We start from the raw sequence: 13843 nt of genomic DNA, 5'->3' as shown, positions 1-13843 counted from the left end.
TCGTTTAGGCGTAATAAATTTGATTGATTGGTTTATAAAAATGTAGATATCGTTATATTGTGAACTTTTACATCCTTATTAATATGAAAAAATCATTTCTAGCCCTGTTTTTAGTTTCCTTTTTAACGATTACTGCTTTTGCCCAAAAGAAACCCAATTTCTGGGATGATGTACAGGTAATTAAAAAGTACGATCAAATGTATAAACCACCTGTAAATCCGGTGCTGTTTGTGGGAAGTTCATCTATCCGCAAATGGGACGATTGTACACAGATTTTTGCTAAACACAATGCTTTGAACCGTGGTATTGGTGGTGCTGTTATTAACGATATCACCTATTATTTAAATGATGTTGTTTTTCCATATCAGCCAAAACAGATTGTACTATATGTGGGCGAAAACGACCTGCCAAATGAAACGGTAACACCCGATACCGTTTTAAACCGCACCATCAAGTTATACCAGGCCATTAGGACCAAAATGCCAACTATACCTATTGTGTACATTTCGATTAAACCAAGTCCGAGCAGGGATAAATTTAAGGAGAAAGCAGTAGCATCTAACGCATTAATTAAAAAGTTTCTTGCCGGAGAAGCGAATACAACCTTTGTTAATGTTTATTCTTTGATGTTAACGAAAGATGGAAAATTAAGACCCGAACTGTTTGTGGAGGATATGCTGCATATGAATGCTAAAGGTTATGCCATCTGGAGAAAAGCGGTTGAACCGCATTTGTTGAAGTAGATTTTTTAGTCGGAAAGTCCGAAAACTAAAGTTGAATACCAAACATAAATTCCGTCATTTCGACCGTAGTGCAACGAAGTGGAGAAATCTATGGTAATGATATTGAGGTTAAAATTAATCAGTAATATTTGATTAAAGTGTCTTGTAATAGCGTAACGATTCAATCGTTAAGCTATTATGCACGCGTTAGAACGCGTTAGAAACGCGCGCAAGCCCAGAACCTGAATTCGTCCTTTCGACCGTAGTGCGACGAAGTGGAGAAATCTGTGGTAAGGATATTGAGTTTAAAATTTATTTGTAATAGGCGATCAAGGTGTATTGTAATAGCGTAACGATACAATCGTTAAGCTATTCTGCACGCGTTAGAAACGCGCGCAAACATGGATGTTGTTCAGCACAAATAAGCCACGGTCTCCAATAAACCAGCCCCGATAGAACGGAAAGCCCGGAGCGAAGTATGAGTGAGGACTTGCAGTGAAAGCGGGACCGAACCCAACCTACTAACCACAGGTAGTGCGCTTCAAAATAACAGGAAGACTAAATAGGAAAGACCAAAGCAAAAAGTTAGATATTCAAAAATGCTTTTATAAATGCTGCGCATTAAACGATACAATCGTTAAACTATTTCTGCACGCGTTAGAAACGCGCGTAAGCCACTGAAATTGTAAGCGCGGCTAACCAGAATTAAAATTATATATTTATTATTGCGTTTTAACTCCTCCCTAACCAAAATGAAGCGACTTTTACCGGCTATATTATTCTTCTTAACTGCTTATTATACCCATGCACAGGTGCTGTTAGGGATACCGCAAGTGGTAAACTACAATAACGAGCAGTATAATGGTGGCATTCAGAACTGGGATGTAGAGCAGGATAAAAATGGCATCCTTTATTTTGGTAACAATGAGGGACTGCTAACTTTTAACGGCCGCTATTGGAACCTCTTCAAATTACCCAATTTTACCTCCGTACGTTCGGTGGGGATCGATTCCAAAAACCGCATTTATGTAGGCGGACAAGATGAGTTTGGTTATTTCTATCCCAATGCACAGGGTATTTTAAAATATACTTCGCTGTTAAACCTATTACCCGAAAATATGCGGAAACTGGCCGATATCTGGGGTGTTTCAGTGGTTCGGGATGAAGTATTTTTTAGGTCGATACATGCTATTCTGCATTATAAAGATGGGGTAATTAAAAGTTATAAAACCAATACCAACTGGATGTTTATGGGGACTGCAAAAGGCAAAATCTTTTCGCAGTCGTCTGATTCGGGCCTCATGGTTTACGATCACGGCATGTGGAAACCATTTTGTAAGGACAGTATTTTAAACCGATCAGGTATAACAGCTGTATTGCCCTATAGTGGCGATACTTTACTGGTTTCGATGTTAAAAAAAGGATTGTTTTTGCTTATTAACCATCAACTAAAACCTTTGACCAGCAGTTTAAACCAGGTTTTTTTAAACGAAAGGATTTATTTTGCAACCCAGCTCAGTTCAGATTTATATGGGGTAGCCACCACTTCTGGTGGGGTGTATATTATGAATAAAAACGGCAATCTGGTGCAGAAATATAACTATAAAGAGGGCTTACAGAACAACAATGTACGCGGTATACTGCTGGATAAGGATAAAAACATGTGGCTGGCGTTGGATGATGGGATTGCTTACGTGGCCATTAATAGTGCAGTAAAAAGCATTTCTCCCGATCGGAATAAACAGATTACCAGTTACGCCTTTCGCAAATACGGACAATCAATTTATATTGGTACCTCTAACGGTTTGTACCAGGCCAAAATTAATTCGGCAATGCCCGATTTAAGCTATTCGCCAGCTAATTTCGAAGAGGTAAAAAACAGTAAAGGGCAGGTATGGGGATTGGATGAAATTAATAACCAGCTGCTAATGGCGCATGAAGATGGAACCCTGCTGGTGAAAGATAATACCGCCACCCCGCTGTATAGCTTAATCGGTACCTGGATGTACCAAACCATAGATAATGTTTATCCAACCAGAGAGGTCATAGCCGGTACTTATGCCGGATTACAGGAACTCACCTATGATGGAAGCCGCTTTATAAATGGTGGTAAAATTGCAGGTATTAACGAAACACTGCGTTTTATAGTTGCCGATAATAATAATCCCGATCAGATCTGGGCTTCGCATCCTTACCATGGTGTATATAAAATAGAACTCAAGCCCGATCATAAAAGTATTTTGCATACCACCTTATTCTCCGATCGGGATGGCTTACCAACCAAGCTTTACAATTATGTATTTCATATTAAAAACAGGGTAGTTATTGCCACCACAAGCGGAATTTTCGAATACAATGCTGCAAGCAAAAAGTTTATCCGTTTTAAATTGTTCGGCTCAGCCCTTAATGGTATTCCTATTCAATATCTGAAAGAAGATAATGATGGTAATATCTGGTTTGTAACAAATAAGAAGGTTGGCGTTATCGATTTCCATAGGCCAAACGGGAAAACTCCCTTCAGTATTTTATACCTGCCCGAGCTGAATGGCAAAGTGGTTGGTGGTTTCGAATCGATATACGCACCCGATAGTCAGAATATATTTATCGGGGCCAACAAAGGCGCTTATCATATCAATTATAAAAAATACATTCAGAATATCACCCGGCCAAACGTGGTGTTGGGCACCGTAAAATTAATGGGCAATAAAGATAGTGTGGTTTTTGGCGGCTATTTTGTAGATAAAGGAAGCATTGTCGCCAAGCAGGATTTGCATGACATCCCTGAGTACGTAAACAGCTTAAATTCTATCCATTTCGAATATGCCTCTACACTTTTTGAGCATGATAAAAACATTAAATTCAGTTATCAGCTTACGGGCTTTGATGGCGAATGGTCTGCCTGGAGTACGAAAAGTGAAAAAGATTATACCAATTTACCGGCCGGAAAATATACGTTTAATGTGAAGGCGAGTACGGGTATCAGTAACGAATCGGAGGTGGTCAGTTATACTTTCGTGGTGCTGCCGGCCTGGTACAATACCATTTGGATGCGGATTGTTTACCTGATTTTAGTTGTAATGGCCATAAGGTTAATGATCAGGTGGCAAAAAACGAAACACATTAAAGAGCAGGAACGCATGAGCTACCTGCACCAGCTGGAGCTTGATCGAAATGAAAAAGAAATTGTGCGGCTGCAGAATGAAAAGCTCGAAGCCGATGTAAATTATAAAAACAAAGAGCTTTCTACCATGACCATGCACCTGGTGCAACGCGGTAAGGTGTTGGCCAAAATTAAGGAAGTGATATCTGCGGTAATTAAAAACCACGACCTTAATGAGAGTTCGCCAAGTTTCAGGCACCTGATCAGGCTGATTAAGGATGTAGAGAAAAAAGACCAGGAACTGGATCACATGAGTGTACACTTCAATCATGTAAATACCGAATTCTTTACCCGACTAAAAGATCTTTATCCAGACCTGAGCCAGAATGACCTGAAGTTCTGTGCCTATCTGTCTATGAACCTTTCTTCAAAAGAAATGGCCCAACTGATGAACGTAACGATTAAAGCGATTGAAGTAGGCCGTTATCGCCTTCGGAAAAAACTTCAGCTGAAGCCTGAAACCAATCTGTATGAGTTTTTGATTGAAATAGCACGACAGAAAATGCCATAAACGCCGTTTTTTGTTACAAACGCTGCTCTTTTTGATTGAAATATTCAAGTGGCTGTTATACAGATTTTTATGACTTGCCTGTAGGGCTTATGTAGGTCCATTTTTTCTATTCTTTATCCACTTTTAAGGCTGTTGTATGGTTGGTGTAGTAGGGTTAAATTCTGCTGTTGCTATACACGTGTATAGATTTGATCCATGAACAGCAACCAGTAAGACTGTATCATGAACTAACCAAATTAATTCACTTAAAAGTAATTTCTATGAGAGGAAGATTTACATTCGTATTCTTCGTTTACTGTATCCTGGCATTACCGTTGGCCTTATTGGCTCAAGACATTCCGGTTACAGGAAAAGTAACAGAACAAAATGGTAGTCCGTTGCCAGGTGTAACGGTTCGGCTGGAAGGCACAACTAAGGCTGCATCTACTGATGCCAATGGTGTTTTCAGCATCCAGGCGCCTGTTGGTGGAAAATTAAACATCAGTTTAATTGGTATGACCACACAAACGGTAACAGTTCCGGCAGGAGGCCGTATTAATGTAGCCCTAATGGCCGGTTCGAAAGATCTGACCGAGGTAGTAGTTGTAGGTTACGGTACGCAGAAGAAAAGTGTGGTAACCGGATCTATTTCGAGCGTTAAGGCAAAAGATCTGGAAAGTATGCCCATCAATAGGGTGGAGCAGGCCTTACAAGGCAGAACCTCGGGTTTAACCATTGCCAGTGGTAACGGACAACCGGGTACTTCTTCTACTGTAAGGGTGAGGGGATATACTTCTTTCGCTTCAGGAGGTAACAACGATCCGCTTTGGGTTGTAGATGGGGTAATTGTAGATAATGGTGGCATTGGTTACCTTAACCAGGCAGATATCGAATCTATCGAGGTTTTAAAGGATGCGGCCTCGCAGGCTATTTATGGCGCCAGAGCAGCTAACGGAGTAATTATTGTTACAACCAAAAAAGGTAAAGCTGGTTTAATCAGCGTAAATTATAACGGTTTTTACGGTACTTCCGCACCGGCTAAAAAACTCGATTTATTAAATGCTACGCAATATGCTACCATCAGAAACGAATCGGCAGCAAACTCCGGATTATCCCAACCTTATGCAAATCCTGCTGCTTTTGGTGCAGGTACCGATTGGCAGGATCAGGTATTTAATGATGATGCCCGCCGCCAAACGCATGAGTTTAGCGTTAGTGGAGGAAATGATAAATTTACCATCTACAGTTCGATGGGCTACATTAAACAGGATGGTATTGTGGCCAGCCCGATTTCTAAATGGAACAGGGCAAACGTAAGGATCAATTCAACATATAAACCTGCAAAATGGATTACTTTTGGCGAGAACCTGGGCTATAGCCACTCTGTAAACAGCAGTGTAGGTAATACGAATAGCGAATTCGGAGGACCGTTAAGCTCGGCCATTAACCTCGATCCGATTACACCTGTAATAGAAACTGATCCGGCTTTAATTGCCAAATCGCCTTACACCATTGCCAATACGCTCAGAAATCCGGATGGCTTCCCTTATGGTATTTCGCCTATTGTTGGTCAGGAAATGAGTAACCCTTTAGCTTATATACAAACCCGCCTGGGTAATTATAGCTGGGATCATAATATTGTTGGTAACGCTTTTGCGGAGATTGAACCGATTGCCAATCTGAAATTCAGATCAAGTTTAGGTACTAAAGTTGCGTTTTACGGCGGCGATTCTTATACACCGCTTTTTTACCTGAACTCTTCTTCTAAAAATGATAAAAAATCGTTCTACCGCGAAATTAACACGGTATTAAACTATAACTGGGAAAATACTTTAAGTTACGCGCGCAATTTTGGTAAGCACCACGCTTTCATCATTTTGGGGCAAGGCTATTACATGGATAATAACAGCAGAAGTTTAAATACCACGTATCAGAATATTATTGCCAATAGCTTCTACGAAGCAAATTTAAATTATGACCCGGGAACCGCGAATAAACTTGTAGGCGGTGGCGATGGAACATTACATGTGGTAAACTCTTTATTTACCCGCGTTACTTACGATTATGATGAGAAATACCTGTTTACCGGTATTATGAGACGTGACGGTTCTTCGCGCTTCGGTACCAACAACCGCTTCGGATATTTTCCTTCATTCTCATTGGGTTGGGTGCCTTCAAAAGAGGCTTTCTGGAAAGAAAATGATATCGTAAATTTCTTAAAAATACGCGGAGGTTATGGGGTTACCGGTAACGATGCTTTGGGCGATTTCAGATATGTTTCTTTGGTAAGCAGTGGCCGTAACTATACTTTTGGTACGACCGATCAGAGCGTAATCGGCTGGAGTCCTGCTGCATTATCGAATCCGGATTTGAAGTGGGAAGAAACCCGCCAAACCAATATCGGTTTTGATGCGACCTTATTTACTGATTTCACCTTGTCTGCAGAGTATTTCAAGAAGAAAACTGTAGGAGTATTGCAAACGCCTGATATTCCACTGTATGTGGGTGCAGCCGGTGGGCCAACGCAAAACGTAGGTGATATGCAAAATACCGGTTTTGAGTTTGAACTGGGATACCGAAAAAAAATCGGTGAATTTAACCTGGGTGTAAATGGAAACATATCATTCCTTAAAAACAAAGTGACCAGGTTATTACCAGGTAAAACCTTCATCGAAGATAATGCGCAAAGCTTTCAAACCATGGGTAACTTTACCAGAACTGGCCTGGGCAGATCTTTCAACGAATATTATGGTTATGATATGCTCGGTATTTTCCAAACTCAGGCAGAAATTGACAGCTACGTTGGTCCGGCTGGGACTAAATTACAGCCAAATGCCAAACCTGGTGATATTAAGTTCGCGAATTTAAATGGAGATAATGAAATCAACTCATCAGACAGGACATTTTTAGGCAGCCCAATTCCGAAATATACTTACGGCATCACCATTAACCTGGCTTATAAAAACTGGGATCTGGTTGCTTTTGGTAATGGTGTTGGCGGAAACCAGATTTTTCAGGGTTTACGTCGTTTAGATGTTACCTACGCCAACTGGCAGACCAAGATATTAGATCGTTGGACACCAGCCAACCCATCTACTTCAATGCCGCGTATTGTAGAATCTGATCCAAATGGAAACTATATTAAATTCTCTAAACTGTACCTTGAAAAAGGCGACTATTTCAGGTTAAAAACCTTACAGGTAGGTTATACCCTTCCTCAAAATGTTTCGAAAAAAATTGGTGCACAAAAAGTTAGGGCTTACCTGATGAGCGAGAATTTATGGACCATTACCCAATACACCGGATATGATCCGGAAATCGGTGGAACGGTATTGGGTGTAGACCGTGGTGTTTACCCTCAGGCACGTTCATTTATGATTGGTTTAAACGTTGGATTTTAATAGTTGAATAATGAAAAAGAATATTTTTTATATCGCGGCTATTGTCGCTTCATCGCAATTGTTTGTCTCTTGCAAAAAACAGCTGGATGTAAACCCTAGAGACCGCATTTTGGAAACAGGTTATTATAAAACCCCTGCTGAAGCATTAACATCACTAATCTCGGTGTATGATGTTCTGGGAAATCAGTCTTCAGGATACCTTACTAAGGTGAATATTTTATCGGCAGGTTCTGATGATCATTTTGCCGGAGGTGACTCGCCATCCGATATTGGCGATTTACAAACGATTAATAACTATACCCTGACTTCTACCTCAGGGGCGGCCAGCCACTTATGGGGCAAAGGCTTTACCGGCGTTTACCGGGCAAATGTATTTTTGCAAAAAGTAAATGGTGCAGGTTTAGATGAAGCCACTAAAACACGGTATATCGCCGAGGTAAAAACTTTAAGGGCCATCTATTATTTCGATCTGGTGAGGTTGTTCAAGAACATTCCGTTATTAACCGATGTGGTTGAGCCAAGTGCCATGTTTGATGTATTACAGGTTCCTGCAGATCAGGTTTACGCTTTGATCGTTAAAGATTTATCAGAAGCTATACCCAACCTTCCTACTACGGTTCCTGTCGCGTCTCAAGGTGGACGGCTTACCCAGGGAGCTGCACACGCCGTTTTGGGTAAAGTATACATGTGGCAACAAAAATGGGCTGAAGCTGCGGCAGAATTTGCTTTGGTAAACGGACCTGCTCCGGGTGCCAGCACCTATGGTTATAAATTATTGCCCAACTTCGCCGATTTATGGAACGTTAAAAATAAATTCAATTCAGAGTCGGTTCTCGAAATCGTGTACAATACTACCTCTGATATGGGATGGGGTACCGTTGGCAGCCGCGAAGGAAACGTAATGAGTATTTTGGTAGGTCCGCGTAACTATGTGCCTGTTAATGCCGCGCTGGCACCTGATTATATCTCGGGCTGGAGCTTTTTGCCTTTTACCAAAGATTTCTTTGATCAGATTCATTTCGACCCCAGGAATAAAGCAACTGTAGCAAATTTGGACAGCTTGGAAAAAGCGGGTATTGTAACTTATAAGCATGCATATGCTAATACGGGATACTTTATAGAAAAATATGCCGGCCGTAATTCTACAAAAGCGACCACTGGCCAGCTGGAACTTAATTTTGGTCAGGACATGTACGAAATCCGTTTAGCCGATACTTATTTGTTAGAAGCAGAAGCACTGTTAAAAAGTGGTGCAGGTGTTGGTGCCGGAACTAAAGCTTATACAATGTTTAACGCCGTAAGGGCAAGGGTGGGCCTGAATCCATTACCGGTAACCATGGATAATATTATGCGTGAGCGCCGTTTAGAGCTTGCTGCAGAAGGACACCGCTGGTTTGATCTGGTACGCTGGGGCCTGGCACCAACAGTATTAGCTGGTAAAGGTTTTAAAGCAGGCAGAAACGAGATATTTCCAATTCCGGAAAGGGAACTTGCCAATACCAAAATTGTACAAAGTAAAGAGTGGGGCGGCACTAAATAAGCTCGAATATTATATCGTTAAAGTTTAATTGTTACAGGGAGAAAGCCAAGTCTTTCTTCCTGTTTTTTATCAGATTATTTTCCTTATATGCTAATTACCAAGTCCATTGGACTCTTAATAGGTTGTGCTTTTACTTTTTCGGTTATGGCGCAAAGCCAGCCACAGGTATGGCTAACCAAAGCCGATCGTACAGCCCTGTTTACCCGTCAGACTGCAGGTTTAAGACTGTCTGCAGCCAAAAAAAAACAGCCTGTAATTGCAATAAACGATAAAAAAACCTTCCAAAGTATAGATGGTTTTGGCTATGCATTAACCGGGGGTAGTGCGCAGCATATTGTTAAAATGTCGGCGCCGGCGAGAGCGGCCTTATTGAGAGAGTTGTTTGCTACTGATGGAAACAATATCGGTGTAAGCTACATCCGGTTGAGCATTGGTGCATCTGATTTAAACGAAAAAGTATTTTCTTATAACGACATTCCTGAAGGACAAACCGATGTCGAGCAGGCTAAATTTGATTTAGGCCCTGATAAAGCAGATGTTATTCCGGTAATGAAGGAAATCCTGGCCATTAATCCTAGAATCAAAATAATGGGTTCGCCATGGTCTCCTCCCTTATGGATGAAAACAACATACGATGCCCGCGGAGGGATGCTTAAGCCGGAGTATTATGCCGCTTATGCTAAATATTTTGTGCGTTATGTACAGGAAATGAAAAAGGAGGGAATCTCTATTGATGCCATCACGGTGCAAAACGAACCTTTACATCCGGGCAATAACCCGAGTTTGTTTATGGCAGCACCAGATCAGGCGCTATTTGTAAAGCAGTTTCTAGGCCCCGCGTTTGCAAAAGCCAGCATTAAAACCAAAATTATTGTTTACGATCATAATGCCGATCGGCCCGATTATCCGATCAGTATTTTGGATGATCCGGAAGCCAGAAAATATATCGATGGATCTGCTTTCCATCTTTACGGCGGGAAAATAGAAGCACTCAGCGATGTGCATGATGCCCATCCTGATAAAAATATTTATTTTTCTGAGCAAATGGTGGTAGAACAGCCTGATGCTACGACTATTGATATCATAAATCCGGTAGCGCGTTTAATTATCGGTGCCACACGTAACTGGGCCAGAAATGTATTGGAATGGAACCTCGCTGCCGATCCTGAAAATAAACCTTATACCGATAGGGGAGGTTGCTCGATGTGCCAGGGTGCAGTTACCATTAACGGCGACCATTATAGCCGTAACCTGGCCTACTTTTCCATTGCCCATGCCGCTAAGTTTGTAAGGCCGGGCTCCGTAAGGGTTGCATCTAACGAGCCGGAGGGTTTGGCTAATGTTGCATTTAAAACACCCGAAGGTAAACATGTACTTATTGTGGCCAATACGGGCAAAGCAACTGCAGCATTTAACATTAGCCTAAAGGGCAAAAGCTATGCTGCGGCGCTCGATAAGGGTGCAGTAGCTACTTATATCTGGTAATTTTTAATCAATCAACTATGTTTTTTAAAAGATCTATATTATCTGTTTTTCTGTTCAGCAGCATTTCGTTTACCGGTTTTGGTCAGGGTTTTTTAAAAGCATCAGGCACAAAAATTATTGATGGGCAGGGCCAGAACGTATTGTTGCGCGGCATTGGCCTGGGTGGCTGGATGTTGCAGGAAGGCTACATGCTGAAAATTAATAAAGAGTCGCAGCAGTACCGCATCCGCGAAAGGATTACCGACCTGATGGGGCCAAAGCAAACGCAGGAATTTTATGATGCCTGGCTGGCTAACCATACGCGTAAAATTGATGTTGATTCGATGAAACGCTGGGGTTTTAACTCTATCCGCTTACCCATGCACTATAATCTTTATACCCTGCCGGTTGATCAGGAGCCTGTGGCTGGTAAAAATACCTGGCTCGAAAAAGGTTTTGCCTTAACCGATAGTTTGCTCAACTGGTGCAAAGCCAATAAAATGTACCTCATTTTGGATTTACATGCTGCACCTGGCGGACAGGGTAACGATTTAAACATTGCCGACCGTGATCCGTCGAAACCCTACCTGTGGGATAGTGAGGCCAACCAGGAGAAAACCATAGCCCTGTGGCGGAAACTGGCCGAACGTTATAAAAATGAGCCCTACATCGGTGCCTATGATATTATAAACGAACCCAATTATGGTTTCAGTAATCCTGAGGAAGATAAAAACGGGACCCAGGAGAAAGTGAATGCCCCTTTAAAAAAACTGATGGTTGCGATTACCAAAGCCATCCGCGAGGTAGATCAGCAGCACCTCATTATTATTGAAGGTAATGGTTGGGGCAATAACTACAACGGTATTTTTCCACTATGGGACAAAAACATGGCCTTGAGCTTTCATAAATATTGGAACTATAACGACCAGGCTTCCATAGCGCACATCATTAAGGCCCGCGATGAGCAAAATGTACCCGTTTGGCTGGGCGAAACAGGCGAAAATTCAAACGTTTGGTTTACCGATGCCATCCATCTGTTAGAAAAAAACAACATTGGCTGGTCGTGGTGGCCTTTAAAGAAAATGGGCGTTAATAACCCGATGGAAATTAAATCGAACCCCAATTACGATGCACTGGTTAAATACCTGAACCATGGCGGTAATAAACCTAAAGATAGCAACGTATATAGTGGCCTGATGGAAGTGGCCATTTATTCGAAGTTAGAAAATACCATTATTCACCGTGATGTAATTGATGCGATGATCCGCCAGCCTTTCAGCAATGAAACCAAACCTTTTAAGGCCAATTTAATTCAGGATAAAAGCATTATTTACGCCGTTGATTATGATTTGGGAAAAAACGGATTTGCCTATTTCGATCACGATACGGCCGATTACCACACGGTTACCAATAAGCGGACGGCTGGAAACCGCGGCGGCATTTACCGCAATGATGGTGTAGATATTGCCAAAGATTCTCTTCAGTACGAAAAATATTATGTAAACCATATCGAAAAAGGAGAGTGGTTGCAATACACGGTTAAGGTGGCACAAAAAGGTAACTATACGTTAAAAATCAATGCAGCAGCAGATCAGGCCAACGGACGCATTACCGTTTTAATTGATGGTAAAACCGTTGCCAGTGATGTAGTGGTTCCAAATACCCGCAATATGAAAAAGTTTGCCACTTTCGAAATCAAAAATGTGCCTTTAAAGGCTGGGTGCCAAAAAATTAAGGTATTCGCCGCTAATGGTGGTTATAATTTTAGTTATATTCAGTTTATAAAATAAAGAGAAAAAAATATTTTGAAAGGTATAAAACGCATCCTCATTATTTTGGGCGTGATGGCAGGAGTAGTCATGATCCTTTCAAGATGCATGAATACGGACGATGATTTGCCAAAAGACATTAGGGGTGAAGCTTACACCGGTGCTGCCACTTGTGTGAAATGCCATCAGGAGATTAAGCAGTCTTTTGCGCATGATGCACATGGTTTAAGCTCTAAACCTGTGTACGATCAGGAACTGTTAAAGGTTTTTACCCCAGATGCTAATGTATTCAACTTTGATGTACACCAAAAAGTGGTTATTGAAAAAAGAGCTGGTGGCATTTTTCAGGTCGCTTATGTAGATGGAAAAGAAGTTCGTGCCGAAAAATTTGATATGATATTTGGTTCGGGCGAAAAGGCTTATACCTATGCCTATTGGAAAGGTAAAAAGCTGTACGAGCTGCCACTTTCCTATTTCTCCGGGATCCGTAACTGGGCCATTAGTCCGGGTTTCTCCAAACAAACCTTTTATTACGACAGGCCCATTGGTAGCCGATGTTTAGAATGCCATGCTTCGTACGTAGATAAAAAAGTAATCCAAACTTCAGGTGTTTCTACTGATGAGGAGTTGGAGCGTGGTACACTGATTTACGGTATAGATTGTGAACGTTGCCACGGACCTGGCCGTAAACATGCCGTTTTTCACCTCGAAAATCCAGAAGAGAAAACCGCAAAATTCATCACCATTTATAAGACGCTAAGCCGTAAACAAAAGATGGATGCCTGCGGGGTATGCCACTCCGGCAATTCCTTGGTTGCCCAAAAATCGGTTTTTGGTTTTACCCCTGGCGATAATATCGATGATTACTACGCACAGGATTTTTTGGGTTTTGGTGGTGGCGATCCGGATGTACACGGCAACCAGACCAGCATGTTAATGGGCAGCAATTGCTATCGGAAAAGCAAAGACATGACTTGTCAATCATGCCATAATACCCATGAAAATAGTAAGGGCAATTTAAAAGTTTACTCCCAACGTTGTATCAGCTGTCACCAAAGTACAAAGCACAGTGAGGTTACTTTGGCAAAAGGATCGCTCAATGCAAACTGCATCGATTGCCATATGCCTAAAGAAGCTTCTAAATTAATTACCTTTCAGCAGGCAGGTAAAGATGATTTAAGTCCTTACCTTTTACGTTCACACCGTATTGCTATTCATCCCTAGATTAATCCATAAAATCCCAAAATTTATTAAGAAATCCTCCATTATCCAATAATAGGAGTTTGATTTCGTACAT

The 13843-nt window shown here is 41.5% G+C and carries 7 protein-coding genes; all 7 read left to right on the top strand.

Annotated features, from left to right (window positions below):
- Window positions 1–83: 83 nt before the first annotated feature.
- The 7 genes from BM107_RS13490 (at window position 84) to BM107_RS13460 (ending at window position 13770) form a co-directional block, all read left to right on the top strand.
- Window positions 84–743, top strand: coding sequence for a GDSL-type esterase/lipase family protein (locus BM107_RS13490; protein WP_090984141.1), 660 nt, complete (start codon window positions 84–86; stop codon window positions 741–743).
- Between the two features lie 731 nt (window positions 744–1474).
- A complete protein-coding gene (locus BM107_RS13485; RefSeq protein ID WP_090984139.1) occupies window positions 1475–4393 on the top strand; it encodes a ligand-binding sensor domain-containing protein in 2919 nt (972 codons plus the stop codon).
- Window positions 4394–4653: 260 nt separating this feature from the next.
- Window positions 4654–7773, top strand: a complete 3120-nt coding sequence (locus BM107_RS13480) for a SusC/RagA family TonB-linked outer membrane protein (protein ID WP_090984137.1) — start codon at window positions 4654–4656, stop codon at window positions 7771–7773.
- A gap of 10 nt (window positions 7774–7783) precedes the next feature.
- Complete coding sequence (locus BM107_RS13475) at window positions 7784–9313, top strand: RagB/SusD family nutrient uptake outer membrane protein (protein ID WP_090984135.1); 1530 nt, start codon at window positions 7784–7786, stop codon at window positions 9311–9313.
- 87 nt (window positions 9314–9400) lie between these two features.
- Window positions 9401–10798 carry a glycoside hydrolase family 30 protein gene (locus BM107_RS13470; RefSeq protein WP_090984133.1) on the top strand — a complete coding sequence of 466 codons (1398 nt, stop codon included), beginning with the start codon at window positions 9401–9403 and terminating at the stop codon, window positions 10796–10798.
- A 17-nt stretch (window positions 10799–10815) separates the two neighbouring features.
- Window positions 10816–12567: a cellulase family glycosylhydrolase gene (locus tag BM107_RS13465; protein ID WP_090984131.1), complete on the top strand. Its 1752-nt coding sequence runs from the start codon at window positions 10816–10818 to the stop codon at window positions 12565–12567.
- A gap of 15 nt (window positions 12568–12582) precedes the next feature.
- Window positions 12583–13770, top strand: a complete 1188-nt coding sequence (locus BM107_RS13460) for a multiheme c-type cytochrome (protein WP_134204185.1) — start codon at window positions 12583–12585, stop codon at window positions 13768–13770.
- Window positions 13771–13843: the final 73 nt, after the last annotated feature.

The organism is Pedobacter suwonensis (genome assembly GCF_900111825.1).
In the GTDB taxonomy this organism is placed as follows: domain Bacteria; phylum Bacteroidota; class Bacteroidia; order Sphingobacteriales; family Sphingobacteriaceae; genus Pedobacter; species Pedobacter suwonensis.
Note: the sequence above shows the minus strand (reverse complement) of the source record. Positions and strands in the feature narration are given on the sequence as shown.